This is a genomic window from Caulobacter sp. UC70_42 (assembly GCF_044056025.1).
Classification (GTDB): domain Bacteria; phylum Pseudomonadota; class Alphaproteobacteria; order Caulobacterales; family Caulobacteraceae; genus Caulobacter.
In genome coordinates, this window is the sequence record NZ_CP171994.1 from 5,288,928 (window position 1) to 5,313,672 (window position 24,745).

A 24,745-nucleotide genomic window follows, 5' to 3' on the forward strand; every position below is an offset into this window, starting at 1 on the left:
GTCCCGTCCAGTGCTAGAGCTTAGACGGACCTTCGACAGGGATCAGCAATCCGCGTTCACGCGATACGCGCACAGCGTCGCGGCGAGTGGTCACGTCGATCTTTCGGAAGATCGACTTGAGGCGGTATTTGACCGTGTCTGGCGACATGCCGATCAATCGCGCGATTTCCTTATTGGAAATACCCTGACCCAGATGGCGAAGAATGGTGGCCTCAGCGTCGTTGAGGCCGTCCGGTTCGCCGAGCGCGGAGCGAGTGGCGAAGGCCTTGGACAAGGCCTTGAGGAAGCGCCCGCGGAACCGGTCTCCCGAAGCGGCGGAACTCGTCGCCGCCGCCCAGGAACGGCTCGACGAAGCCGCGCGCGTCAATGAACGGGCGCAAGAGGCCTTGGAACATGGCGATGCCCACGGCTTCGTCAAAGCTGGCCTGGCTCGCGGCGGTTTCGGATGAACAGCGCAAGCCATAGGCCAGCAGAATGTTGACGTCGATCAAAAGCCGCCCGGCCCCATGCCGGCTGGCCCAACGGCGGAGCGCGCGCAGTTCGGCGATAGCCCGAGCGTGGTCGCCGTCCAACAGCGACAGCTTTACCCGGCAAAGAGCCGCCGCGCAGGCGACGGGCCGGTAAACCGGCGACTCCTGCGCCATTTCGTCGGCCAGCGCGTCCAGGCCGATCTGGGCGGCGTAGGCGCGGGCGGCATTCGCGTCGGGGCCGTACTGGACGAGCAGGTCAAGCTGACAGAGGTCAGCCAGCATCGCCAATTGGCGCAAGCTGCGGTGATCGGCGACGCGGCGGGCCCGCGCCAGGGTCGCATAGGCCTCTTCCATCGCGCCGTCAGCGGCCGCGGCGCGCGCAGCGGTGAAATAGGCCGCGGCGTAGACGTCCACCCACCCGTCCGACTGCTCCATATGCGTCAGCGCCCAATCGAGCAAACTGCGGGCCTCGGCGCGGCGGTCTTGCTCGTAGAGCAACTCGGCCTCGAAAGCCGCGCAGTTGGCCGCCAGATCTGATCGCTCGCCAAAGCTACTCGTGATCTGCAGCCGCGCGGCCGCCAGGATGGCGACGGCGTCCTCGTGCCGGCCCTGGGCGCGCTTGATGCGCGCCTCCAGGAAACGCGTGAACAGATCGCTGTAGAGCGATCCCAGCGCCTGATAGTGGTCCCGGGCGGCCAGGGTCGGCTCCAGGGCGCGTTCGAGCCAGCCGCCCTCGAGATACTTCGCCCCCAGGGTCTCGGTGAAATTGGCCAGCACGAGATGGTCGTCCGCCGGAAGAGCGCGAAGCAGCGCCTCACGGTCGAGCAGGTCGTCCAGCGAGACGGGAACATTCTCATAGTCGGCCAGAGTGTCGCCGACGACGCGGATTTCCGTCCACAGATCCGCCGACAGGTCAACGCCAGCGGCCGCGACGAGGAAGCGATCGTAGTCTGTCCGGGCCCTGGCCACCCCGCCTTGCTTGATGGCCAGATAGACACGGGCCAGCAACAGCCGCGGCCGCCCCACGATGATCGCCTCGCGCAGCTTTTGAAGTCCGCGTTCGAGGATCGGCTGCATTCCTTGTGGGATCAGCCGCCAGCCGCCCGCCTCTTCGATGATATCCGTGAGGATACCATCGTCATTGGCAAGAATGGCGTGATCGACGGCTTCCGCCACCTCCCCGCGTCTTGCAAACCATCGCGCCGCGCGCCTCTGAAGCGAACGAAACTGACCGATGTCGCCGCGCGCCAGATGCTCGCGAAGATATTCGGCGAACAACTGGTGGTAGCGATAGACCTTGCGATCTGACGACAGGGGCGTGAGGAAGAGACCTTGCTGCTCCAGACGTTCCAGGATCAGCCATCCGTCATCGCGATCGCATAGAAGGTTCACCACCTCGCCATTCAGCCGGTCAACCAGGGCGGTTCGGATCACGATCTGCCGCATCTCATCGGGCAGGGTCGCCAGCACCTGTTCGGACAAATAGCGGGCAAGCTCGGAGCTGGGACCGCTGAAGCGCGACACCAACTGCCTTTGGTCGGCGCCGCGCTTGAGCGACAGGGAGGCGAGCTGAAGGGCGATCGGCCAACCTTCCGTGCGTTCTACGAGGCTTTGGACATCGTCGTCCCCGAACACACCGCCGGCCCGCGCCAACATCGCCTCGGCCTCAGGGGCTGAAAACTTCAGGTCGTCAGCGAGCAGCTCGAGCACCTGCTCGGCCGCCGCCAGGATCGATTGGCCAAGCCAGGGATAGTCTCGCGAGGCGACAACGAAATGGCAGTTGGCGGGCGCCAGACGGATCAGCGCGGTGAGAAATTCAGTCACCGCCGCGCCTTCAGCGCGATGGAGATCGTCCAGGATCAGCACCACAGGACGCGGCTCTCGAGCGAGCCGGTTGACGATGGCCGAAAGGGCCGCGCGAGACGGTAGATCCGAAGACATCCGCTCGCCGCCTTCGGCCAAGCCCTCCTCGGCGCTATGGGCATGCTCAGCGCCATCGATGGCGAGCGCGATATATTGGGCCAAGCGCGCGAGATCGGCGTCATCGCGCTCCAGGGTGAGCCAGGCCACCAGGACGGCTTGGCCTTCGAGGCGACCGCGCCATTGGGCGAGCAGACTGGTTTTGCCGTAACCCGCGGGCGCATGAATGACCGTCAGTCGCCGGCTCAGGGCTTCGTCCAGACGTGCGAGCAATAGATCGCGTCGGATCTGAGCGCCCACCCACGTCGGCGGCGCAACCCTAGTATAGATCAGATCATGCACCGACAAATCCCGCCGTTCACTGGATGCGCTTTCAACCAAGCCCAGCAGCTGGCCAGTCGACCCTAGGAGATCGCCGCAGGCTGCTCAAGCGCGTCCAACCGTTTACCCGTCGGGCTGCGAGGCTTACCCGTTCGGCGCCCTCGGTCACCCGTTTGATGCGTTGCGCCCAGCGGCCAGCCTCCTACCCTGCCACTCTTCTTGAGACGGTGGCGGGGTGCGAACCGGTGCGGATTGGTGTCGATGTCGGCGGTACGAACACCGACGCTGTGCTCATGCGCGGCCACGAGGTCGTGGCCTGGACCAAGCAACCGACCACCGCGGAGGTGAGCCTTGGCGTCGCCGCGGCGATCGACGCAGTCCTGACCCAGGCAGGCGTGCAGGCCCAGGCCATCTCTTCGGTGATGATCGGCACCACCCACTTCGCCAACGCCCTGGTCGAGCGCAACAGGCTGGACAAGGTCGGCGTCCTGCGGTTGGCCAGTCCATCCGGCGAGGCGCTGCCGCCGATGACCGGTTGGCCCGAGGACCTCGCCGCATGCGTCGGCCGGCATGTCTATCTGCTGCGCGGCGGGTATGAGCTCGACGGCCGGGAGATATCGGCGCTGGACGCTGACGCCGTACGCCAAGCCGCGCGCGATCTGCGAGGTAGGGGCGTCGACGCCATCGCCATCTGCAGTGCATTCGCGCCGATCAACGCCGACATGGAGGAACGCGCGGCCGCGATCGTGCGGCGGGAGCATCCCCGAGCCTCCGTCAGCCTGTCCCACACCCTCGGCCGACTCGGCTTCATCGAGCGTGAGAATGCGACGATCCTCAACGCCGCCCTGACCACTCTGGCGGCCGCGGTGATCGCCTCCCTCGAGCAGGCGCTGCATGCGATCGGCGTCGAGGCTCCACTCTATATTTCCCAGAACGACGGCACCTTGATCTCGGCGACGCAGGCGGCCGCCACGCCCGTGCTGACCATCGGGTCGGGGCCGACCAACAGCATGCGCGGCGCGGCCTTTCTGACCGGCGTGAAGGACGCCATTGTCATGGACGTGGGCGGCACCACGACCGACATCGGGGTGTTGAGCAACGGCTTTCCAAGAGAATCCTCAATAGCCGTGGACATCGGCGGCGTCAGGACCAATTTCCGGATGCCGGACATCCTCGCCATAGGCCTGGGCGGCGGCACGCGCATTCACCTCGCCCCCGAACTGTATGACGCGGACGACCTTGGCGCGGACAGCTTCCGGGTCGGTCCCGGCTCGGTCGGCTTCCGCATCACCGAGGAGGGCATGCTGTTCGGCGGCGCGACCTTGACGGCGAGCGACGTGGCGGCGGCGCAGGGCCATGTGCGGTTTGGCGACCCATCCCGGCTTCCGCCCCTGAGCCCGCAGGTGCGGGCGGCGATCTGGACTCGCTTTCAGACCATCCTTGAGGACGGCGTGGATCGGATGAAGACGACCCGAGGCGATGCGACGATCCTGGCGGTGGGCGGCGGCGCCTTTCCTGATCCCCGACGCGCTGAAGGGCGCCGCCCGGGTCATTCGCCCGCCGCACGCCGGGGTCGCCAACGCGGTCGGCGCGGCCATCGCGCAGGTCGGCGCGCAGGTGGACCACATCATCGACTACGCCAAGGTCGCGCGCGCCGACGCCCTGCAAGCGATGCGAGACGAAGCGTGCGGCCGTGTCGTCGCCGCAGGCGGCGACGCCGCCAGCGCTCACGTGGTGGAGGTGGACGAAGTGTATTTGAGTTATCTGCCCGGCCGAGCGGCGCAGGTCAGGGTCAGGGCGGTCGGCGATCTGGTCGGCGGTCGCGCGCCGGTCGCGCCCATCGCCGAAAGCGGGACGCGCCATGCTTATTGATCGGACGGCCCTCGCCGACCTGGCGCTCGGCGCCGCCTTCCTGGGATCAGGCGGCGGCGGAGATCCCTATTATGGCCAGCTCCTGGGAGAGGCCGAGCTGGCGCGGCGCGGGGCCGTCGAGATGATCGCCCTGGACGCCTTGGCCGACGACGCCCTGGTCGTTCCCTGCGGCTGGATAGGCGCGCCGACGGTTTCGGTGGAGAAGTTGCCCAGCGGGCGCGAAGCCATCGCCGGTCTGCGCCGCCTGGAGCAGATCTTCGGACGCCCGATCGATGCGGTGATGCCCATAGAGATCGGCGGCGGCAACGGCCTGGCTCCGCTGTTCGCCGCCGCGCAACTCGACGTGCCCGTGGTGGACTGCGACGGCATGGGACGGGCCTTCCCCGAGTCCCAGATGGCGATCTTCAACATCCGGGGACTGTCGGCCTGCCCATCGGTCCTGACCGCAGCCTGCGGCGCGCTGACCGTGATCGAGACCGATGACGATCTTACCCACGAGCGGGTCGCGCGCGCGCTCTCGGTGGCCTTGGGGGGCATCGCCCACATGGTCGAATACCCCCTCACCGGTCGCCAAGCGAAGGACCACGCCATCGGCGGCAGCCTTTCGACCGCCATCGCCATCGGGGCGGCCATCCGCGAGGCCCGCGCGCGCGGAGACGACCCGTTCGTCGCCTTGTGCGCGGCGCTGCGCGGGTCAGGCCTCTATCCCCATGCTGGCGTGCTTTTCGACGGCAAGATCGTCGATCTGGAGCGCGAGACGCGCGGCGGCTTTTCGATCGGTCGACTGGCGATCGAGAGCTTCGATGGCCAAAGCCGCATGGATATTGAATTCCAGAACGAAAATCTGATCGCACGCCGCGATGGCGAGGTGGTCGCCATGGTGCCCGATCTCATCACGGTCATGGATCGCGAGACCGCCGACAGCATCACCACCGAGCGGCTGAAATACGGGCAAAGGGTGAAGGTGGTCGGCTCGGCCGCCCCGCCCATGCTGCGCGAGGCTCGCGCACTGACCTTCGTGGGTCCCGCCGCCTTCGGATTCGCCGAAGACTACCGTCCGATCGAGCAACTCAACGCATGGGATGACCTGTGACGCCTCAGGTCAGCGACGACGCCCCTACCGCACCTGTTGCGCCTCACCTGACGATACCGGGGTGGCGCGTCGCCCTGATCGTGGCCAGCTTCTCCATCGGCCTTCCCGACTTTCTGAATGGCGCGAACATGAGTCTCGCCCTGGGGCTTAGCCAGGCCGTGGCCGCGGCGTTCCTGGCCGGTCTGATCCTGTGCTTGGGCGGTTGCATGACCGCTCTGGTCAGCGTCCGAACACGGCTTTCCACCTATGTCCTGGTCCAGCGGTCCTTCGGCCGACACGGCGCGGCGGTGATCAACACCGTCATCGCCCTGATCCATTTCTGCTGGTTCGGGGTGAACGCCGCCTTTTTCGGCGAAGCGATGATGATGGCCGCCCAGGCCAACGGCCTGACGGGAAACTTCCCGCTGTTCGTGATCCTCGGCGGCGTGCTGATGACCGGCTCGACGATCATCGGCTTTCGCGCGCTCGACCGGCTGGCCCTGGTCTGCGTGCCGGTCCTCGCCGCGATCCTGATCGCGGTGGCGGTCCTGGCCGTGCGTCAGCACGGCTTCGTCGTGCAGCCCTCCGCCAATCCGCCTGAGCCGATGCGGTTCGGAGTCGCCGTGTCCGCCCTGATCGGGGCCTATATGCTGGCCGTGGCCACCATGCCGGACCTGGCCCGGTTCATCCGCACACGGGCCGGCGCGGTGGCCGGCATGATCTTCTCTTATCCGATCGCCACGCCGCTGATGATGGTCGCGGCGGCCCTGCCGGCGTTGGCGACCCACGAGACCAGCTTCATGAAGCTGGTCGTGGCGCTGGGCCTGGGAACACCAGTGCTGTTCCTGTTGGTTCTGCCGACCTGGACCGTGAACTCGCTCAATCTCTATTCCGCCAGCCTGTCGCTGGGCACGACCTTTCCCGCCGTCCGCCAATGGCTGCTCATCCTCGCCGGCGGCGTGATCGGGACCGTTCTTGCCTTGATGGGCATACTGGATCTCTTCGTCCCCTTTGTCCTGTTCCTCGGCCTGATCATTCCGCCGATCGCAGCGATCTATGTGATCGATGCCCTTGCGACCTTTCGCGGCGTCGATACGACAGAGTCGATCCGTGTGCTGGCGTCGGTGCGCTGGGCCGCCCTGGGGACTTGGGCAGGATCGATCCTGGTGGCGGTGCTGGCCGCCTATAAGGGCTGGACCCTGACGACCGTACCGGCGCTGGATGCGACCCTCGTCGCCAGCCTCGCCTATGGACTGATCCTATGGCTGCGGGCCAGGCGCGGTCTGTCGATCACGTGATCAGTCCCTTCCAACGGTTCGACGACGGGGACGTCCGCGCGTTGATCGCCGAATATCCCCTCGCTTGGGTCGTGGCGCGCGGCGCCGATGAGGATGACGGAGCCCTGTTGCCGCTGGTGGGCGTCCATGACGCGGCCGGGCGGCTGACCGAAGTGGTCGGGCACTTCGCGCGCTCCAACCCGTTGGGCGCGGCTCTGGCCGCCGATCCTAGCGCCACGCTGATGTTCAGAGGCCCGGAAGGCTACGTCTCGCCCGAGCATGCCGGACGGCGCGACTGGGCCCCGACCTGGAACTACGCCCAGTTGACCGTGCGCGGAGAAATCACCTTGGAGCCGGAGCGCACGGGCGAGGCGCTCGACATGTTGATCCAGGCCGTCGAGCATGACCGGGCCGCGCCCTGGCGAGCAGGCGAACTTGGTCCCCGCTACACTCGCTTGCTGGACCAGATCATCGGCTTTCGCCTACGCGTCGACACCGTTCGCGGCAAGTTCAAGCTCGGGCAGGACGAAACCATCGAGACGCTTCGCGCCATCCTCGACAACCATCCCGATCCGGGGTTGCGGCGGTGGATGCGCAGACTCAACCGGGCGCGACTCTCGAGTCCGCGAAGCCCTTGGCCGCGCCCTCTCCGCCTCCGATCAGGTGTCGCCCCGGTTATCCGGCTTTCATCGCCTCGAACCGGAGGCTAGGCGATCTCGTCAGCGCCTCTCTCGGCTCGACGGCCAGGGCGACGAAGAGATCCCGCGGATCCCCGGTCTCGGTGATCAGCCCTGGACGTCCAAGACCCAGCGCCTCGCTCTTGTCCCGCAGACAGCCCAAGGCCGCGAAGTCCTCGAGGGCGAAGCCCACGGAATCGACGATGGTGACCTGGCCATGATCGGTGCGACCTGGCCCGACGCCGGTCAGCAGAGCCCAAAGCTCCGTCACCGGAAAGTCGGGCTCCATCTGCTGGATTTCGCCCTCGATGCGGGTCTGGGGCGCGTATTCCACGCCCCCCCACTCCTCGGCCTGCTGCGCGCCGACGGCCGCACGCCGATCGCGCGGCTGGCCTTGGAGTTAAAGCGATGGTGTCGAGGCAATCCCGCTTGGCGCACGGACAAGGCGAATGGCGTTCGGCTCTTGACATTTTGTTTGCAGGCTAACATTTTTGTTAGATGGCTAACAAAAACGAACACGCGCGATATGCCTCGGTCGGCGCATGGGCAAAGCGCTGCTATCTGACGGGGAGATCGGTGATGGACAGCGCGCTACGGCCGCATGGCCTGGGCGCGACGCAATGGTACGTCTTGCATCAGCTCGCCGAGGTCGGCCCGACGATGCAGCGCGATCTTGTGCGTCTGCTGGAGATCGAGCGCGCGACTTTGAGCATCGTCATCGCGTCGCTGGTTCGAAAGGGCTTGGTGGAGCAGGTCGCCGATGCGGCCGATATGCGCCAGAAGCAGCTTTTTTTGACACCAGCGGGCCGAGCCCTCTGGGACGAACTGCCTGATCTGGGCTTCATCCAGGACGTCGCGTTCGACGGCCTTTCCAAGAGCGATATCGAGATCGCGGCCCGGGTGCTCAGACAGGCGACCGAGCGTCTCCAGCAGCAATTGAAGGGCGTAAAGGCATGAAGATTTCTCGTTACCGGCGCGACCGGGCTCGTCGGCGAACGCCTGGCGCCGCGCCTGGTGGCGGCCGGGATGGAATGCCATGCCCTGGTCCGCAAGGGCGGCAAGGTTCCGAGCGGCGTTGTCGCGGCGGAAGGCGATCTCTTCGATCCGGCGTCGCTGGCCAAGGCGGTCGACGGCATGGAGGCGATCGTCCATTTGGCGGCGGTGTTCCGCACCCAAGACGTCGACCTGATCTGGAAAAGCAATCTGGAGGGGACGCAAAATCTGATCGCGGCGGCGCAGGCGCATGCCGACACGGCGCGCTTCATCCTGGCGAGCACCAGCAACGTCTATGATCGCCAGGGCGCTCGCCCGGCGCGCGAGGGCGACGCCGTCCAGCCCGAGCAGGCTTATCCGGCTAGCAAGGTCGCGGCTGAAGAGGCGTTGCGGCGGAGCGGGCTGAACTGGTCGATCACCCGCTTTCCCTTCGTCTATGGCGACGCCGACGGCCATCTGGAGATGCTGCCGCGTCATGTTGAGGCCTTCGGCTTCCATCCCGCGCATCGCATGAGCACGATACATCATCGCGATATCGCCACGGCGATGGAGATGGCGCTCGCCGGCGCGTTCGACGGGCGCATCGTCAACATCGCCGACGACGCGCCTCTTTCTATCTACGAGTTGGTCGGGCTCGCGGGCGGGACGATGAAGCCGTCAGCCGAGCCGACCCAAGACCCCTGGTTCCTGCACGTCGATACCTCGCTCGCGCGCAGCCTTGGCTTCAAGCCGAAGATCCAGACGGTCTATCAGGCGGCGCGGGAGGCCAGGCTCTAAGAGAAACGCGCTTAGAAGCTGGCCTACGCTTGAGGCATGGCCAAGTCCGCGGCCGCGCGTCAGTCGTCCGACGCGGACAGTCCCGTAGTAGCGGTGCATGGCCGGCGCGCCTCAGGGACATGAATTCAATGAGCAGTCTAGTCATCCCGATGCCTTGGCGTACTGCGGCGACCTGGGCGTCGGCGTCCGGAGCCCTGCCCATCTGCGGCGCTTCATCCTCATGGGCCTCTACGCCGGAAACCCGCGCGGCGTACGCTGAGCGTGATGCGCGCGCGTGCGAGCGCACGCCTAGGAGTTCGGCGCGCGTCTCTAGGCCCGTGCGGCGATCGGGCGCTCGTCAGCGCGTCTTTTGCAGCGCCTCCGGCGCCAGGGCGCGGGGCGCGAAGCGGGCCTCTCGGATGGCGCCCTTGAAGTAGTCGACCTTGTTCATGCGGGCGCCGATCGAGCTGCGCCCCGGGCCTTGGGGGGCGAAGGCGATGTCGGCCTCGCCCTGCAGTTCGCCGTTGACGAACGACCGGTAGGTCTTGCCGTCGTAGCTCTGGGCGACCCAGTACCAGGGGCCGATCGGATAGGTCTTGTCCAGGAACAGCAGGGTCTGCTTGTAGCCCTGCCCCGTGGCGAAGGCGTCCAGGCTCCAGGCGCCGTCCTTGACCCGGATCTCGAACAGGATGCGCGTCACCGAAGGCGGCGCGCCGGGCGTCGAATCCTCTTCATTGAGGTGGAACCAGCGCTGGGCGAAAGCCCCGCCATCGGGGCGGAACAGAGCCTCGAAGGTGAACTCGCCCATGCCGGCCAGCGGATGCTTGGCGATGACCAGACGATCGTCGACGCCGTCGAACTGGACAGCCTTGCCATAAGGACTGTCGACCAGGATCGGATCGCCCTCGACCATGGTGTCGACGCCGCCGATGTTGGAGAGGCGGTCGAAGACCCAACGGATCGGGCCGGGCCGCCGGGTCATCGCCTTCGCGCCGCCAGCCCATAGACCGCCGGCGAGGGCGCCGCCGCCGACCAGGACTTCGCGTCGTCGCAAAACGCCCATCACTCTGCTCCTCAAACCCCATCCAGCCCGATGCCAGCTTCCGGACCGTATAGGTCCGCTGCTCGGAAAGCGAAACGACGGGCGTTTAACCCGATCGCGGAAATGGTCGCGGCGACGGGCGCAGATCCGGGGCCGGCCAGCCCCCAACGCCCAGCAGACAATCCCTGAAAGCCTCGCACTGACTTGATGACAAAAGCTATTAAGGCAACGGCTTGAAGCCCTCGGCCTTGACCGTCCACTTCCCATCCTTGGGAAAGCCAGGGGTCGGTCCTTTCGAGCCGTCCCAGCCGCCCGCCATCATCGCCACGGCCGCCAGCAGCGAGCCGTTCGACGGGAAATAGGTCTCGGCCGCGCGGCGATAGCCTGGGCCGTCCGGTCCCATCGCCTCGCCCGCCGGCGCGATCTGACCGCCCGACGCCACGGTCGTGGGCACGACGACTTGAGCGTGTTCGTCCTGGTGCACGCGGGGCGTCATCCCCGAGACGCCGAACTTGTTGTTCTTGGCGTCGTAGAACAGCCAGTCGACGGCCTTGTCCGGTTCGCCCAGGCGCGCGGCGGTCATGGCCGCCATCGGATAGTCCCAGCCCCAGGTCTGCCGCAGATCCCAGTCGGTCTCCACGGCCTGCAGGGTGCGCCGCATGGTCTCCGGATCGGCCTTCCCGGGGATCAGGCCATAGGCCATCAGGAACGAGGGGTGGTCGCGGTTCATGCATTTGGGATCGACGGCGTGGTTGGAGCACGCGGCGCTCTTGGCCACGTCCCAGAAGTCGGGCGCGGACTCGGCCGGCAGGTAGAGGCCGTCCTTCGTCGCCAGCGGAGCCAGACCCCTGATAACCGCGTCCCACTCGGGCTTGCGCTTCAGGCCGGCGCGGGTCCGCCACGCTTGAGCCGTCTCCAGCCCCCAGCGGTAATATTCCAGCTCGAAGGCCGGGTTGAAGGTGGTCAGTGGGTCATAGTTCTCCTGCACCGGGATGATCGGCGGTCCCAGGATGAAGCGGCCCTTGTCGTCCTTGTGCGGGAAACTGGCCAGCAGGTCGGCGGTCTCGGAAACCAGTTGGCCGTACTTGGCCAGGGTCGCCTTGGTCGGTTTGTCGCGCCAGATCAGCTCGGACATCCAGATCGGATGCGGCTGCTGCCACATGATGAACGGCGAGACCTTGCTGGGACTGTCGACGCCGTCGGGCCCGACCATCTTCGGCCACCAGGCGCCCTTCAGGCCGTGGCTGGCCGCGCGAGCCTTGGCGTCCTTCAGATGTCCAATGTACCAGGGCAGGCTGCGCTCCAGGTACTCGGGCTTGTTCCAGAGCGCGAAGTGGCCCGCGTGCCAGGCGTGCATCTCGAGATGGAACTTGCCGTTCCAGCTGTTGGAGAACAGTCCCTCCTCCTGCGGCGGGACCTCGCCGGCGCCGTTCAACGCCATCAGGTACTGCGACAGCACCACGCGGCGCTCCAGCTCGGCCGCGCGCGGGTCGGTGCTGCCCGAGAAGTCGACGGCCGCGCCCCGCGTCCAATAGGACTTCCAGTGCGCCCGCGTGGCCTGGTCGGCGACGGTGACGGTCGGCAGTTGCTTGGGCAGTGGCGCGCGTGAGAAGGCCACCTCCAGCCCCAGCGTCCGCCCCTTGGCCCTGGGCGCGACGACGAAGGCATGCGGACCCGAGGCGGTGAAGTCGACCGCGCGATCAGCCTGCAGGGCGGCGACATAGCGGGTCTCGTCCAGCTGGCGCGAGACGTCGAGGCGGGCCGTCCCTTCCCCGGTCACCTTGGTGATGTGCAGTTCGGGGTGATCCCAGTCGGAGGGATCCGGATTGAGATTCCTGGAGACGCCGGGGAACTTCACCGACAGCTTCAGGCGGCCCTGCTCGACCAGCGCGGAGTCGATATCGACCACGATCATGTCGAGCCTCGGGTGGACCCGCGTGCGGACCGTCACGGCCTCGCCGTCATAGGTGAAGCGGCTGGTCAGCACGCCGGTCCACAGGTCCAGCGTCTGCTCGGTCTGCTTCAGGTCCTCGAACTTGGCGGGCTTGCCGGCCTTGTCGCGCAGGTCCAGCGCCACGCGGCCCAGCGAGAAGCGGTGCGGGTTCTCGCGAAGCCACAGCAGGGCCGGCCGCTTCTCGCCCTCGTTCCAGTCGGCCATGTAGGCGTAGGGCTGCTTCGTCCCGCGCACGTCGATCGGAACGGTCCCGTCGGCATAGGTGTAGTGGTTTGGATTGGGAAAGGCGTGCCAGGCCCACTGGGCTTCGGTCAGCAGCGGCGCGATCTTGCTGTAGGCCTCGGGGAACGTCTGAAGACCGGTGATGTCGGCGGTGAAGCCGATCTGGCCGTTGCCGACCATCAGCGGCGACGACGGATCGACGGCGGTCAGCTTGACGTCATGGCGGCTGACAAGGGCGCGGCGGTCGATCGGCTGGCCGAATGCCGATGTGGAAAGGCACGCGGCCGCGAGGCCGGCCATCAGAACGCGCTTCATCGGTTACTCCCAATCGTCTTGTTGGCGTGGCTCTAGGCCAGGATCGAGCGGTCGATCTCGGCCACGCTGTTGACCCCCGTCAGGGCCATCGCCACACGCATTTCCTTCTCGAAGAGGTCGAGCAGTTGCGTTACGCCGCTCTCGCCGCGAGCGGCCAGGGCGTAGACCCAGGCGCGGCCCAGCAGGACGCCCTGGGCCCCCAGGGCCAGCATCCGCACGACGTCGAGGCCCGAGCGCACGCCGCTGTCGGCCAGCACCGTCAGCCGGTCGCCTACCGCCTCGGCGATGGCCGGCAAGGCGCGGGCCGAGGACAGCACGCCGTCCAGCTGTCGCCCGCCATGGTTGGAGACCACGATGCCGTCCGCGCCGATATCGGCGGCGGCCTTGGCGTCCTCGGGATCCAGCACGCCCTTGATGACCAGCGGGCCCTTCCAGACCTCGCGGATCCACTCCAGGTCCTTCCACTGGATGGACGGATCGAAGTTCGCCCCCAGCCAGCCCATGAAGTCCTCGAGCCCGGAATTGTCGCCCAGCACCGGCGCCACATTGCCCAGGGTGTGGGGACGGCCCATGACGCCGACATCCCAGGCCCAGTCGGGCTTGAGCACCGCCTGCATGATACGGCGGGCGGCGGCGTTGGGACCGCTCATGCCCGAGTGGGCGTCGCGATAGCGGGCCCCGGGAACGGGCATGTCGACCGTGAACACCAGGGTCGTGGCGCCGGCTCCCGCCGCGCGGGCCAGCAGGTCACGCATGAAGGCCCGGTCGCGCAGCACATAGAGCTGGAACCAGATCGGCGCGCTGGAGGCCCTGGCGACCTCGTCGACGTCGCAGACGCCGACGGTGGACAGGCAGAACGGCACGCCCTTCTTGGCCGCAGCGCGAGCCGCCTGGCATTCGCCGCGACGGGCGTACATGCCCGTCAGGCCGACCGGCGCCAGGGCCACGGGCATGGCCTGCTCGACGCCGAACAGTGTCGCCTTGGTCGAGACCCGCGAGACATCCTTCAGCACCCGCTGGCGCAGCGACAGATCGGCGAGATCGGCGACGTTGCGCGCCAGGGTCCGCTCGGCATAGGCGCCGCCATCGATATAGTCGAACAGGAACCTCGGCAGGCGACGACGCGCCGCCTCCCGGAAGTCCGTGGTCGAGGAGACGATGGTCATCGCTACTGCAGGTTCACGAAGGCGCCGCCGTCGACCAGCAGGGCCGCGCCGGTGACGTACTTGGCCAGGTCCGAGGCCAGGAAGACGATCGGCCCGGCCAGGTCGTCAGGCTCGCCCAGACGGCCCAGCGGAATGCGCCCGGCCATGTAGTCGCGCTTCTTCTGGTCGGCGAGATCTTCCTTGTTGATCGCCGTCTCGATCGTACCCGGCAGCACCGCGTTGCAGCGGATGCCGTAGGGACCCAGCGCGATGGCGGTCGACTGCATCAGCGAGTTAACGCCGGCCTTGGTCGGGGTGTAGTGCGTCTGCATGCCACCACCGACCAGGGCGCTGATCGAGCTGACGGCTATGATCGCGCCGCCGTGGCCCTGCTTGACCATCTGGTTGGCCGCGGCCTGGACCATGTAGTAGGCGCCGTGCAGGTTGACCCGCATGGTGCGCTCCATGACCTCGGCCGGCATGTCGAGAAAGGTGTGGAAGGGGCAGATGCCCGCATTGTTGACGAAGACGTCGACCTTGCCGAACGCCTCGACCGCCGCCTGGACGAAGGCGGGCGCGGAAGCCACCTCGGCCACGTCGCCCTTCACGGCGATCGCGCGACGACCCAGGGCCTCGATCTGAGCGATCGCGTCGGCCGCGCCCGCCTCATCCGAGTGGTAGTTGATCGCGACGTCCGCCCCGTGCTGGGCGCAGCCGATGGCCGCGGCCTTGCCGATGCCTCCAGAGGCGCCGGTGACCAGCACGACCTTGTCCTTCAACAGCATGCGTTTCCTTCCCGGGCCGTCCGCCCGTCACTCGTTACTTCTTGCGCGCGGACCGCTCGCTCCAGCCCAGTTCGCGGCTGATCGCGTCGGCGGTGTTGCGGACATCGTCAGACAGCGCCTCCATCCGGGCGTCGTCCATGTACTGGGCGGCGCTGGAGAGGCTGATGGCGCCCACCGTCTTGCCGTCGACGCCCCGGATGGGCGCGGCGACGCAGCGGATCTGGTCTTCGTTCTCTTCAAGGTCGAAGGCGCGGCCGGCGGCGGCGTAGCCGCGCATGCGCTCCAGCCAGACCGGCAGGCCGAGCGCGCGCGGACCGGTCTCGGCCGTGAACAGTTGCTTCCAGCGCTCTTCGCCAAGGTCGAGGATCAGCGCCTTGCCCAGGCCGGTCGACGACAGCGGCTGGCGCTCGCCGATCCGCGAGCCGATCTCGACCCGCCGACGGCCCGGCACCTTGTCCAGATAGAGGGCCAGGTCGCCTTCCAGCACGCCGAGGTGGACGGTGTCGCTGGTCGCGTTGGACAGCTGTTCCAGGTACGGGCGCGCGACCTGCGGCAGGTGCATCTGCTCCCGAGCGGCGTAACCCAGTTCCAGCAGCTTGGGCCCCAGCGCATAGCCCTCGCGCGGGACGGAAGGTCAGCATCCGACGATCGACCAGAGCGGCCGCCAGGCGGTGCGTGGTGCTGCGGGTCAGACCCAGCGTCTCGGCCAGTTCGGTCAGGGCGATGGGACCGTTGGCGACGGCTTCGATCACGTCCAGGCCGCGCAGAAGGGTCTGGCTGCCCGACGGCTTTCCATCCCCATCCGCATCGCCGCGCTTGATTGACGCCTCTTGTTCCATTCTCTAGACATACCTCTCACATTGTGAAAGTCCACTCCTTCGGACCTTCATTTTGGACGTCAGTTTGCAGATCACGGCAACGAATAGCCAGGGTTTTCCCGAAATATGGGACTAACGTGCATTCGGGCCAGATTAGAGCCTGCCTCGGGGAGTCGACGCCGATGAGTTTTCCGAAGATCCGAGCCGTTCGGGCCTATGTCGTCAGGGGCGGCGGCGCCGACTACCACGACCAGGGTGACGGCCACTGGATCGACGATCACATCGCCACGCCGATGTCGCGCTACCCGGAATATCGCCAGAGCCGCCAGAGCTTCGGCATCAACGTGCTGGGCACGCTGGTCGTCGAGATCGAGGCCGCCGACGGCACGATCGGCTTCGCGGTGACCACCGGCGGCGAGCCGGCCGCCTATATCGTCGAGAAGCATCTGGCCCGCTTCCTGGAAGGCCGCGACCCGACCGAGGTCGAGAAGATCTGGGACCAGATGTACTTCTCCACCCAGTATTATGGCCGCAAGGGCCTGGTCGTGAACGCCCTCTCCGGCGTCGACCTCGCCTTGTGGGACCTGCTGGGCAAGCTGCGCCAGGAGCCGGTCTATCACCTGCTGGGCGGCAAGGTGCGGGATGAGCTGACTTTCTACGCCACGGGCGCGCGCCCGGACCTGGCCAAGCAGATGGGCTTCATCGGCGGCAAGATGCCCCTGCACCACGGCCCGGCCGAGGGCGAGGAGGGCCTGCGCAAGAACCTCGAAGAGCTGGCGACCATGCGCGAGCGATGCGGCGAGGACTTCTGGTTGATGTTCGACTGCTGGATGGCGCTGGACCTCAACTACGCCACCAAGCTGGCCCACAAGGCCAACGAATATGGCCTCAAGTGGATCGAGGAGGCCCTGAGCCCCGACGATTACTGGGGCTATCGCGACCTGAAAAAGAACGCCCCCAAGGGCATGCTGGTCACCACCGGCGAGCACGAAGCCACCCGCTGGGGCTTCCGCATGCTGCTGGAGATGGAATGCTGCGACATCATCCAGCCGGACGTGGGCTGGTGCGGCGGCATGACCGAGATCATCAAGATCTCGAACCTGGCCGACAGCCGCGGGGTGCTGTGCATCCCGCACGGCTCTTCCGTCTACAGCTACCACTTCGTCATCACCCGCCATAACAGCCCGTTCGCCGAGTTCCTGATGATGGCCCCGAAAGCCGACGAGGTGGTCCCGATGTTCCACCCGCAGCTGATCGGCGAGCCCGTGCCGGTGAACGGCAAGCTGAAACTCTCCGATGCGCCGGGCTTCGGCGTCGAACTCAATCGCGAGGTCGGCTTGCACCGCCCTTACGCCCGCTGATCCTCTCGAAAGCGTAGATCCATGAAACTGCTTCGCTACGGCCCCAAGGGCTCCGAAAAACCCGGCCTGCTCGACGCCGAGGGCCGGATCCGCGACCTGTCGGGCCACGTCGCCGACATCACCGGCGCACAGCTGTCGCCGGCCAGCCTGAAGGCCCTCGCCGCCATCGACCCGGCCTCGTTGCCGCTGGTCGAGGGCTCGCCGCGCTATGGCGTACCGGTCAACGGCGTTTCCAAGTTCATCGCCGTGGGCCTGAACTTCGCCGACCACGCCGCCGAGTCGAATCTGCCGATCCCCGAAGAGCCGGTGCTGTTCACCAAGGCCGTCAGCTGCCTGACCGGCCCCAACGATCCGGTGATGATTCCCAAGGGCTCGCTGAAGACCGACTGGGAAGTCGAGCTGGGCGTCGTGATCGGCACGCGGGCGCGCTATGTCAGCGAAGCCGAGGCCCTGGACCATGTGGCCGGCTACGTCCTGATCAACGACGTCTCCGAGCGCGCCTTCCAGATCGAGCGCGGCGGCACCTGGGACAAGGGTAAGGGTTGCGACACCTTCGGCCCGGTCGGCCCGTGGATGGTCACCTCGGACGAGGTCGGCGACCCGCAGAACCTCGGCATGTGGCTGGACGTCAACGGCCAGCGCAAGCAGGACGGCTCGTCCAAGACCATGATCTTCCCGATCAGCAAGCTCGTTTCGTACATCAGCGAGTTCATGAACTCTTGAGCCTGGTGATCTCATCACCACCGGCACCCCCCCCGGCGTCGGCATGGGCCAGAAGCCCGAGCCGGTCTACCTGAAGGCCGGCGACGAGATCCGTCTCGGCATCGAGAAGCTGGGCGAGCAACGCCAGATCGTCGTGGCCTGGACCCAGGAAGGCGTACAGTGAGCGGCATCTACGCTGATCGTTTCTCCGGCCGCCGCGCGATCGTCACCGGCGGAGCGTCAGGCCTCGGCAAGGCCGTCGCCGCGCGCATCATCGCCGAGGGCGGCAAGGTCGCCCTCTGGGACCTGGACGCCGCCAACCTGGAAGCCGTCGCCCTCGAAATCGGCGCCAGCCACACCGTGGCCCTGGACGTCTCCGATCAGGCCGCCGTCGCGGCGGCCGCCAAGGCCTCGAACGCGGCCCTCGGCAAGATCGACATCCTCGTTGCCTCGGCCGGCATCACCGGCGCCACCGTTCCGGTGCACGAGTTCCCGATCGACAGCTGGAAGCGCGTGATCGACATCAACCTGAACGGCATCTTCTACTGCTGCCGCGAGACGGTGCCCTACATGCTGGCCAACGGCTACGGCCGGATCGTCAATGTGGCCTCGGTGGCCGGCAAGGAAGGCAACCCCAACGCCAGCGCCTATTCGGCGTCGAAGGCCGGGGTGATCGGCCTGACCAAGTCGCTGGGCAAGGAGCTGGCCACCAAGGGCGTCATCGCCAACAGCCTGACCCCCGCCACCTTCGAGAGCCCGATCCTGGAACAACTGCCCAAGAGCCAGGTCGACTATATGCGCGGCAAGATCCCTATGGGCCGCCTGGGCGAGGTTCACGAGAGCGCGGCCATGGTCTGCTTCATGGCCAGCGAGGAATGCAGCTTCACCACCGCCGCCACCTTCGACACCTCAGGCGGCCGGACAACCTTCTGATCGCGGAGCGACCCGGAAAACCGGGCGCCTAGGAGAGGAATGCTCATGGGCGCCCTGCCCTTCGTCGATGCGCACATCCACCTGTGGGACCTCACGCGCATCCGCTATCCCTGGCTGACGCCGCCGTTCGACGACAACGGTCCGAACGGCAGCGTCGAGCCGATCGCACGCACTTATCTGCTCGACGACTACCTGGCCGACGCCAAGGCCTGGAATGTCGTCGGGGCGGTGCATGTGGACGCGGGGGCGGAAGCTGCCTCGGCGCTCGACGAGACCCGCTGGCTGCAGGCGTTGTCGGACGAGCGCGGCCTGCCCACAGGCCTCGTCGCCTTCGCCGCCCTGGACGCGCCGGACGCCGAGGCGCTGCTGGAGGCTCACGCCGCCCACCGCAGCGTTCGCGGCGTCCGCCACATCGTCAACTGGCACGCCGATCCCAAGCGCACCTACACACCGCGCGACGTGACCGGCGATCCGGCCTGGCGCACGGGCTTTGGCCTACTGGCCAAGTACGGCCTGTCCTTCGACCTTCAGTGCTATCCGGGGCAGATGCTGGGCCTGGTCGACCTGTTCGCCGCCCATCCCGACACGCCGGTGATGATCAACCACGCCGGCATGCCCGTCGACGCCGACAAAACCGAATGGCGCGAAGGCATGAAGGCCCTGGCCGCCCTGCCCCATGTCTCGACCAAGCTGTCGGGCTTCGGTTTCGTCCACCGCCGGTGGACGGAAGAGCAGATCCAGCCCCTCATTCTCGAAGCCATCGAGATCTTCGGGACCGATCGCTGCATGTTCGCCAGCGACGTGCCGACCGACAAGCTGTTCGGCAGCCTGGACAGGCACCTGACGGCGTACACTGCGATCACCGCCGGCTTCAGCGAGGACGAGCGTCGCGATCTCTTCGGACGCAACGCTAACCGTCTCTACCGCCTGGGCCTCGCCGTCTGACACGCCATAACGAAGACAAGAACGGGAGAAGACCATGACGCCCAATCCGCTGCTCGGCGTGCTGTTCCACTGGCTGGGCGGCCTGGCCTCGGCCAGCTTCTACGTGCCCTATCGCGGCGTGCGCCGCTGGTCGTGGGAGATCTTCTGGCTGACCGGCGGCGTCTTCTCCTGGCTGCTGGCCCCCTGGTTCTTCGCCGCGATCCAGACCCGGGACCTGATGGGCGTGATGAGCCAGGTGCCGGGCAATATCGCCGGCCTCTGCGTCCTGTTCGGCGTACTCTGGGGCTTCGGCGGCCTGACCTACGGCCTGACGATGCGCTATCTGGGCCTGTCGCTGGGCATGGCCGTGGTGTTGGGCCTCTGCACGGTGTTCGGCACGCTGATCCCGCCGATCGTCCAGGGCGACTTCGCCGAGAAGCTCCTGAACAACGCCTCGGGCCGGATCATCCTGCTGGGCCTCATCATCACCCTGGCCGGCATCGTCGTCGTGGCCCTGGCCGGCGCGCGCAAGGACGCCGCCCTCTCCGAGGACGCCAAGAAGGCGGTCATCGCCGAATTCGACTTCAAGAAGGGCGTCGCCGTGGCGATCTTCTCGGGGATCATGTCGGCCTGCTTCGCTTTCGGCCTCGCGGCGGGCGAACCGATCAAGGCGCTGTCGGCCGCGGCCGGCACCGGCCCGCTGTGGACCGGCCTGCCGGTGCTGTGCCTCGTCATGTTCGGCGGCCTGTTGACCAACGGGGTCTGGTGCGGCTTCCTGATCGTCCGTAACAAGAGCGCCGGCCAATGGCGGGGCGGGGCGGCGCCGTCCGAAGAGACCCCTTCTCAGGAGGCCGCCAAAGCCAAGCCGCCGCTGCTGGCCAACTACCTGCTCTGCGCCCTCGCGGGCACGGCCTGGTACTTCCAGTTCTTCTTCTACACGATGGGCGAGAGCCAGATGGGCAAGTTCGGCTTCTCCAGCTGGACGCTGCACATGGCCAGCATCATCATCTTCGGCACTGTCTGGGGCTTCGCCCTGCGTGAGTGGAAGGACGCCCGTCCGGCCGTGAAGGCCACGGTCTGGGGCGGCGTGGCCCTGCTGATCCTGGCCACCGTCGTCATCGGCTATGGCAACAAGATCGGCGCCGGCTAAGGCCGCTGTCTCCCGTCACAATCCTACGCTAGGGTCGCCCGCAACGGGCCCCTAGCGCCTGGGGATCAAGCGAGGAGATCACCCATGAAGATCGTCACCAGCCTCAGCTTCAAGGGCGAATGCCGTCAGGCCTTCGACTTCTACGCCCGGGTTCTGGGCGGCAAGGTCACCGCCGCCTTTCCGTTCGGCGAAGGCCCGCCCGACACGCCGGTCGACGCGCGTTACAAGGATTGGCTGATGCACGCCTGGCTGGAGATCGGCGACCAGGCGATCATGGGCGCGGACATGCCGCCCGAATTCGCCCCCAACATCGACAAGCCCAAGAACGGCTTCGACGTCACCTATCACACCGATGACCCGGCCGAGGCGCGCCGCGTGTTCGACGCGCTCTCGGAAGGCGGCAAGGTCGGCATGGATTTCGCCGCGACCTTCTGGTCGCCGGGCTATGGCAGCTTCACCGACAAGTTCGGCATCCCGTGGATGATCAACACCATCCCGGCCCAGGCCTGAAGCGGCGATCGTCCGCCGCGCGCTCTACTCGGCCGAGATCGAGGCGCGCAGGCGGGCGGCGACGTCGCCCAGGGTGATGGCGTTGAGCGAGTCGTTGACCTCGAGAACACCCTGGCCATGCTGTTGCGACAGATTGCCGGTAAAGTCGGTGATGGCCGTGATGTGCTGAGCCAGCAGATCGACCGTGTGCAGTTCCTGCATCACCGACAGGCGGTGCTCGTTCGGAACGACTTCCAGGATTTTGCCGAGGGCGACGTCCAGATGTCCGCACGCCACCGCGGCGATCGACATCTCAGTCGAGATCGCCTTCAGCACCGTTTCAACGCTCGCAGGCGCGAGTTTTTCCGACATCAGTACCCCCTGATTCCCTTAAGGGGACGTGAGCACGCGCCGCCCGGTGACGGCAAGCCCTTGATTTGTGCGGCGAATTATCGCGGCAGAACAGCGACCGCCGGAAACAACGTCAGATGGTGGTCCGGCGCAACAATTCGTCTCGGCGCTCAGCCATCTCGCGGCGGGTGCGTTCCAGCGCGTCGCGCTCGGCCATCGACAAGAGAGTCTCGACCGTGCGGTTCAGGTGATCATGGATCACCCGGCGCGCTTCCTTGGGATCCCGCTCGCGCAGAGCCGCGACAATGCGGTGATGATCCTCGGCGAAACTCTTCGGATCGGCCAGGCGCGCGCGGCGCAGCTGGCTGGAGCAGTCGGGAAACTGCCGACGCAGCGTCCAGATCTCCTCGACCGCCGCGACGATGGCGGCGTTACGGGTGGCATGGGCCACGGCCAGGTGGAAATCGTGCTCCAGCCGTTCACCGTCCTCCGTGGCGGCCAGGTTGGCCAGGTCGCGCGCCACGCGCTCCAGCCCCGCGACCTGCTCGTCGCTGACGGCGGCGGCGGCCAGGGCGCAAGCCTCGCCCTCGAACAGGCGTCGGGCCTCGGTCAGCTCCAGGGCGCTGACCTCGGCCTCGGCGACATCCTCCTCGGGCTTCACCCGGGCGGTGACATAGACGCCGGAGCCCTGCCGGGCCTCGACCAGCCCTTGAAACTCCAAGGCGATCATCGCGTCGCGGATCGTCGGCCGGCTGACGCCGAACGAGTCGGCCAGTCCCCGCTCGGAGGGCAGGCGGTCGCCGGAAACATAGCGCCCCTCGGCGATCGAGGCCGCGATCGAGCGGGCCACCTGCTGGTAGAGCTTCTGGGGATCCGCCGCCGCGCGCATTAAACCTCGCCTTCAATGGAGCGGGTCCATCTTAGCGCGAGGTCTGACCTTTGGAAGCGGAGCCTTGCGCCAGCTTGCGAACTTCGCTGGCCGACAGCAGGAACGCGCCGACGCCATAGAGCTGAGTATCGTCGCGGCCCACCTGGTCGGGCGCGACACCGACACGCTGCACCCAGCCTAGACGGCCGTCCGGCTCGACCGCCGCGTCCAACGCCTTCCAGCCCTTGTCGATGGCCGGACCGTACTTGGCGCGAGACAGCAGGCCGTGGTTCACGCCCCAGGCCAGGCCGTAGACGAAGAAGCCCGTGCCGCTGGTCTCCGGCGTCTTCTGCGGCTCCAGCAGGGAGACGGGCCAGTAGCCGTCCGCGCCCTGCAGAGTCACGATCTTGGCCGACATCTGCTTGAAGATCGCCTCGTATTTCGGCCGGCTGGGATGATGGGCCGGCAGGTCCTGCAGGATTCGCGCGATGCCCGCATAGGCCCAGCCATTGCCGCGTCCCCAGAAGATCTTCGCGCCCGCCTCGCTACGCCGTTTGATGAAGCGGCTGTCGCGGAAATAGAGGTGGTCGGTCTTGTCGTAGAGATAGTCGGTGGTCGCCCAGAACTCGCGGTCGGCGTGGTCCAGGTAACGCTTGTCGCCGGTGGCCTTGGAGAGACTGACCCAGGCCGGCGGGGCCATGAAGATGGCGTCGCTCCAGCACCAGCGAACCTGGCAATAGGGGTCGCCCTTGGCTGGCTTCGGTTCGAAATCCAGCGACACCGTCGATCGGGTCCGCCAGCACCGCGTCGAAGCGGGCGCGGATCGGCGTCAACTTGCTCTGGTCCTTGGTGCGACCAGCGGCCCAGACCCAGACGGCGCCGGTGGCGTCGGCGTCGGCGTGGCGCGGACGGTGGTCGAAGCCCCACTGCTCGGCCTCGCCGTGCTTGAGGATCGCGGTGGTCAGGTACGGATCCTGGGTCGCGTCGGCGAAGGTGTAGAGGCCGATATAGAAGGCCGCCTGGATCCAGTCGCGGGCGCCTCCGTGTCCTTGCGGAACGAACTGACCGGCACGTAGTCGAAGTTGTCCATGTGGGCCAACTGCCAGGCCGCGACCTTGCGACCCGCCGCATCGACCGACGAGGCCGGAACACCGACAACGGCGGCCTTGGGCGTGACCATGGCCGGCGCGGCCATGGCGGGCGCGGCCACGGTCAGGATGGCGACCGCGACGGCCGTCTTCAGAAGCGTCTTGAAGGTCATTGAAGCGTTTCTTCCCGTCTTTTCTTGTTGGCCTGCGTCTAGTATCCCGGGCCGAGGTCAGAGACCGCCAGGACGTCCATATCGTCGAACTCGAGGTTCTCCCCGCCCATCGACCAGACAAAGGTGTAGTTCGAGGTGCCGACCCCGCTGTGGATCGACCAGCTTGGCGAGAACACCGCCTCGCCCTCGTCCATGAACACCGCGCGCGGCTCCGACGGTTCGCCCATCAGGTGCATGACCCGGCCGGGGTCGGTGTCGAAGTACATGTAGATCTCGCTGCGCCGGCGATGGGTATGCGGCGGCATGGTGTTCCAGACATTGCCGTCCGCCAGTTCGGTGAAGCCCATCACCAGCTGGCAGGTCTCGACGATGCCGGGGCGGATCGACTGGCGGATCACCCGGCGGTTGGCGGTCGTCGCCTCCCCCGCCTGGATCGTTCGGGCTTCGTCGCGCCGCACCCGCTTGCTGGGGTGGTTGGCATGGGCGGGGTAGCTCACGAAGTAGAACCTGGCCGGGTTGGCGGCGTCGTCGCTCTCGAAACTGACGGCTTGCGTCCCACGCCCGATATAGAGGCTGTCGTGACGCGCCAGATCGAAGCTCTCCCCATCCAGGATGACCACGCCTGGACCGCCGATATTGATCACGCCCACCTCGCGGCGCTCGCAGAAGAACCCCGAGGCCAGTTCCTTGTGAGTCGGCAGGTCCAGGGCCGCATCGGTCGGCGTCGCCGAGCCGACCACCGCCCGTTCGATCTCCAGATAACTGAGCGAAAGCTCGCCCGGCCGGAACAGCTTGTCGATGACGAAGGTGTCGCGCAGCTCGCGCACCGTCATGCGGCTCATGCCGGCGCGGTCGGTGCTCTCACGATAGTCCATTTGAACGCTCATCGGCCGCACTGGCCTCCACTTCGGGAAGGTCGATGGCCGGTCGCCGAACTCACCGACGGTCGCTCCAAGGCGCGCATCCATGCCCCGTTTCACTGGTTGCTAAACTGACATTACCAATCTCGCCGCAACGCCGTAAAGGACGAACGCGCCTCGATTGCAAGTGGAATGCTGTCACCGCCA

Annotated in this window: 22 protein-coding genes and 4 pseudogenes; 13 read left to right on the forward strand and 13 right to left on the reverse strand. The window is 66.9% G+C overall.

What is annotated here, in order from left to right; translation table 11 throughout:
• Window positions 1-13: 13 nt before the first annotated feature.
• Complete coding sequence (locus ACHMW8_RS26710; RefSeq protein ID WP_395444327.1) at window positions 14-274, reverse strand: response regulator transcription factor; 261 nt, start codon at window positions 272-274, stop codon at window positions 14-16.
• A complete protein-coding gene (locus ACHMW8_RS26715; RefSeq protein ID WP_395444328.1) occupies window positions 213-2,732 on the reverse strand; it encodes an AAA family ATPase in 2,520 nt (839 codons plus the stop codon). Before ACHMW8_RS26715 ends, ACHMW8_RS26710 begins: the two co-directional genes overlap by 62 nt.
• A gap of 272 nt (window positions 2,733-3,004) precedes the next feature.
• On the opposite strand from ACHMW8_RS26715, the pseudogene ACHMW8_RS26720 reads away from it, so the two are divergent.
• The 5 genes and pseudogenes from ACHMW8_RS26720 to ACHMW8_RS26740 form a co-directional block, all read left to right on the forward strand.
• Window positions 3,005-4,012: pseudogene (locus ACHMW8_RS26720) on the forward strand (hydantoinase/oxoprolinase N-terminal domain-containing protein); the annotation flags it as partial.
• A 178-nt stretch (window positions 4,013-4,190) separates the two neighbouring features.
• Window positions 4,191-4,583, forward strand: coding sequence for a hypothetical protein (locus ACHMW8_RS26725; RefSeq protein WP_395446086.1), 393 nt, complete (start codon window positions 4,191-4,193; stop codon window positions 4,581-4,583).
• A complete protein-coding gene (locus ACHMW8_RS26730; protein WP_395444329.1) occupies window positions 4,573-5,676 on the forward strand; it encodes a DUF917 domain-containing protein in 1,104 nt (367 codons plus the stop codon). The genes ACHMW8_RS26725 and ACHMW8_RS26730 overlap by 11 nt, the downstream gene beginning before the upstream one ends.
• 128 nt (window positions 5,677-5,804) lie before the next feature.
• Entirely contained in the window at window positions 5,805-6,953 is a 1,149-nt protein-coding gene (locus tag ACHMW8_RS26735; protein ID WP_199743555.1) for a cytosine permease, read from the forward strand.
• On the forward strand, window positions 6,950-7,642 hold the full coding sequence (locus ACHMW8_RS26740; RefSeq protein WP_395444330.1) for an FMN-binding negative transcriptional regulator: 693 nt from the start codon (window positions 6,950-6,952) through the stop codon (window positions 7,640-7,642). The genes ACHMW8_RS26735 and ACHMW8_RS26740 overlap by 4 nt, the downstream gene beginning before the upstream one ends.
• Here ACHMW8_RS26740 and ACHMW8_RS26745 read toward each other — a convergent pair.
• Window positions 7,608-7,943: a hypothetical protein gene (locus ACHMW8_RS26745; protein WP_395444331.1), complete on the reverse strand. Its 336-nt coding sequence runs from the start codon at window positions 7,941-7,943 to the stop codon at window positions 7,608-7,610. The genes ACHMW8_RS26740 and ACHMW8_RS26745 overlap by 35 nt on opposite strands.
• A gap of 245 nt (window positions 7,944-8,188) precedes the next feature.
• Between ACHMW8_RS26745 and ACHMW8_RS26750 the strand changes: the two genes are divergently transcribed.
• Both ACHMW8_RS26750 and ACHMW8_RS26755 read left to right on the forward strand, forming a co-directional pair.
• Window positions 8,189-8,566, forward strand: coding sequence for a MarR family winged helix-turn-helix transcriptional regulator (locus ACHMW8_RS26750; RefSeq protein WP_233586893.1), 378 nt, complete (start codon window positions 8,189-8,191; stop codon window positions 8,564-8,566).
• Between the two features lie 15 nt (window positions 8,567-8,581).
• Window positions 8,582-9,379 (forward strand): annotated as a pseudogene (locus tag ACHMW8_RS26755) (NAD-dependent epimerase/dehydratase family protein); the annotation flags it as partial.
• 337 nt (window positions 9,380-9,716) lie between these two features.
• On the opposite strand, the gene ACHMW8_RS26760 reads toward ACHMW8_RS26755, so the two are convergent.
• From ACHMW8_RS26760 to ACHMW8_RS26780, 5 genes and pseudogenes are all read right to left on the reverse strand, one after another.
• Complete coding sequence (locus ACHMW8_RS26760; protein WP_395444332.1) at window positions 9,717-10,421, reverse strand: LamG domain-containing protein; 705 nt, start codon at window positions 10,419-10,421, stop codon at window positions 9,717-9,719.
• Window positions 10,422-10,620: 199 nt separating this feature from the next.
• The gene (locus ACHMW8_RS26765) at window positions 10,621-12,891 is read right to left on the reverse strand and encodes a hypothetical protein (protein ID WP_395444333.1); all 2,271 of its coding nucleotides are present in this window, start codon (window positions 12,889-12,891) and stop codon (window positions 10,621-10,623) included.
• A gap of 32 nt (window positions 12,892-12,923) precedes the next feature.
• The gene (gene lldD / locus ACHMW8_RS26770) at window positions 12,924-14,057 is read right to left on the reverse strand and encodes an FMN-dependent L-lactate dehydrogenase LldD (protein ID WP_395444334.1); all 1,134 of its coding nucleotides are present in this window, start codon (window positions 14,055-14,057) and stop codon (window positions 12,924-12,926) included.
• Between the two features lie 2 nt (window positions 14,058-14,059).
• Complete coding sequence (locus tag ACHMW8_RS26775; protein ID WP_395444335.1) at window positions 14,060-14,821, reverse strand: SDR family NAD(P)-dependent oxidoreductase; 762 nt, start codon at window positions 14,819-14,821, stop codon at window positions 14,060-14,062.
• A 34-nt stretch (window positions 14,822-14,855) separates the two neighbouring features.
• A pseudogene (locus ACHMW8_RS26780) lies at window positions 14,856-15,660 on the reverse strand (IclR family transcriptional regulator).
• Window positions 15,661-15,821: 161 nt separating this feature from the next.
• On the opposite strand from ACHMW8_RS26780, the gene rhmD reads away from it, so the two are divergent.
• The 6 genes and pseudogenes from rhmD (at window position 15,822) to ACHMW8_RS26810 (ending at window position 21,219) form a co-directional block, all read left to right on the forward strand.
• Entirely contained in the window at window positions 15,822-17,000 is a 1,179-nt protein-coding gene (rhmD, locus tag ACHMW8_RS26785) for an L-rhamnonate dehydratase (protein ID WP_395444336.1), read from the forward strand.
• Between the two features lie 21 nt (window positions 17,001-17,021).
• Window positions 17,022-17,886: pseudogene (locus tag ACHMW8_RS26790) on the forward strand (fumarylacetoacetate hydrolase family protein).
• Window positions 17,883-18,635 carry an SDR family NAD(P)-dependent oxidoreductase gene (locus ACHMW8_RS26795; RefSeq protein WP_395444337.1) on the forward strand — a complete coding sequence of 251 codons (753 nt, stop codon included), beginning with the start codon at window positions 17,883-17,885 and terminating at the stop codon, window positions 18,633-18,635. Before ACHMW8_RS26790 ends, ACHMW8_RS26795 begins: the two are co-directional and overlap by 4 nt.
• Window positions 18,636-18,680: 45 nt before the next feature.
• Complete coding sequence (locus tag ACHMW8_RS26800) at window positions 18,681-19,580, forward strand: amidohydrolase family protein (protein WP_395444338.1); 900 nt, start codon at window positions 18,681-18,683, stop codon at window positions 19,578-19,580.
• A 34-nt stretch (window positions 19,581-19,614) separates the two neighbouring features.
• Window positions 19,615-20,709 (forward strand): L-rhamnose/proton symporter RhaT, encoded by a 1,095-nt coding sequence (gene rhaT / locus ACHMW8_RS26805; protein WP_395444339.1) that lies wholly within the window; start codon window positions 19,615-19,617, stop codon window positions 20,707-20,709.
• Between the two features lie 84 nt (window positions 20,710-20,793).
• Complete coding sequence (locus ACHMW8_RS26810; RefSeq protein ID WP_125158778.1) at window positions 20,794-21,219, forward strand: VOC family protein; 426 nt, start codon at window positions 20,794-20,796, stop codon at window positions 21,217-21,219.
• A 24-nt stretch (window positions 21,220-21,243) separates the two neighbouring features.
• Here ACHMW8_RS26810 and ACHMW8_RS26815 read toward each other — a convergent pair whose 3' ends face one another.
• From ACHMW8_RS26815 to kduI, 5 genes are all read right to left on the reverse strand, one after another.
• The gene (locus ACHMW8_RS26815) at window positions 21,244-21,570 is read right to left on the reverse strand and encodes a hypothetical protein (RefSeq protein WP_125158779.1); all 327 of its coding nucleotides are present in this window, start codon (window positions 21,568-21,570) and stop codon (window positions 21,244-21,246) included.
• A gap of 112 nt (window positions 21,571-21,682) precedes the next feature.
• Window positions 21,683-22,438, reverse strand: a complete 756-nt coding sequence (locus ACHMW8_RS26820) for a FadR/GntR family transcriptional regulator (RefSeq protein ID WP_125158780.1) — start codon at window positions 22,436-22,438, stop codon at window positions 21,683-21,685.
• 31 nt (window positions 22,439-22,469) lie between these two features.
• Complete coding sequence (locus tag ACHMW8_RS26825; RefSeq protein ID WP_395444340.1) at window positions 22,470-23,198, reverse strand: glycoside hydrolase family 105 protein; 729 nt, start codon at window positions 23,196-23,198, stop codon at window positions 22,470-22,472.
• Window positions 23,199-23,378: 180 nt separating this feature from the next.
• On the reverse strand, window positions 23,379-23,678 hold the full coding sequence (locus ACHMW8_RS26830) for a hypothetical protein (protein ID WP_395444341.1): 300 nt from the start codon (window positions 23,676-23,678) through the stop codon (window positions 23,379-23,381).
• Between the two features lie 38 nt (window positions 23,679-23,716).
• The gene (kduI, locus tag ACHMW8_RS26835) at window positions 23,717-24,565 is read right to left on the reverse strand and encodes a 5-dehydro-4-deoxy-D-glucuronate isomerase (protein ID WP_395444342.1); all 849 of its coding nucleotides are present in this window, start codon (window positions 24,563-24,565) and stop codon (window positions 23,717-23,719) included.
• Window positions 24,566-24,745: the final 180 nt, after the last annotated feature.

Coding starts and splice junctions, on each gene's coding strand:
- lldD (WP_395444334.1), bottom strand. CDS start 14,057: ATGACCATCGTCTCCTCGACCACGGACTTCCGGGAGGCGGCGCGTCGT.
- rhaT (WP_395444339.1), top strand. CDS start 19,615: ATGACGCCCAATCCGCTGCTCGGCGTGCTGTTCCACTGGCTGGGCGGC.
- ACHMW8_RS26820 (WP_125158780.1), bottom strand. CDS start 22,438: ATGCGCGCGGCGGCGGATCCCCAGAAGCTCTACCAGCAGGTGGCCCGC.
- ACHMW8_RS26725 (WP_395446086.1), top strand. CDS start 4,191: ATGCGACGATCCTGGCGGTGGGCGGCGGCGCCTTTCCTGATCCCCGAC.
- kduI (WP_395444342.1), bottom strand. CDS start 24,565: ATGAGCGTTCAAATGGACTATCGTGAGAGCACCGACCGCGCCGGCATG.
- ACHMW8_RS26750 (WP_233586893.1), top strand. CDS start 8,189: ATGGACAGCGCGCTACGGCCGCATGGCCTGGGCGCGACGCAATGGTAC.
- ACHMW8_RS26765 (WP_395444333.1), bottom strand. CDS start 12,891: ATGAAGCGCGTTCTGATGGCCGGCCTCGCGGCCGCGTGCCTTTCCACA.
- rhmD (WP_395444336.1), top strand. CDS start 15,822: ATGAGTTTTCCGAAGATCCGAGCCGTTCGGGCCTATGTCGTCAGGGGC.
- ACHMW8_RS26830 (WP_395444341.1), bottom strand. CDS start 23,678: ATGACCTTCAAGACGCTTCTGAAGACGGCCGTCGCGGTCGCCATCCTG.
- ACHMW8_RS26730 (WP_395444329.1), top strand. CDS start 4,573: ATGCTTATTGATCGGACGGCCCTCGCCGACCTGGCGCTCGGCGCCGCC.
- ACHMW8_RS26760 (WP_395444332.1), bottom strand. CDS start 10,421: ATGGGCGTTTTGCGACGACGCGAAGTCCTGGTCGGCGGCGGCGCCCTC.
- ACHMW8_RS26815 (WP_125158779.1), bottom strand. CDS start 21,570: ATGTCGGAAAAACTCGCGCCTGCGAGCGTTGAAACGGTGCTGAAGGCG.
- ACHMW8_RS26800 (WP_395444338.1), top strand. CDS start 18,681: ATGGGCGCCCTGCCCTTCGTCGATGCGCACATCCACCTGTGGGACCTC.
- ACHMW8_RS26810 (WP_125158778.1), top strand. CDS start 20,794: ATGAAGATCGTCACCAGCCTCAGCTTCAAGGGCGAATGCCGTCAGGCC.
- ACHMW8_RS26735 (WP_199743555.1), top strand. CDS start 5,805: ATGAGTCTCGCCCTGGGGCTTAGCCAGGCCGTGGCCGCGGCGTTCCTG.
- ACHMW8_RS26775 (WP_395444335.1), bottom strand. CDS start 14,821: ATGCTGTTGAAGGACAAGGTCGTGCTGGTCACCGGCGCCTCTGGAGGC.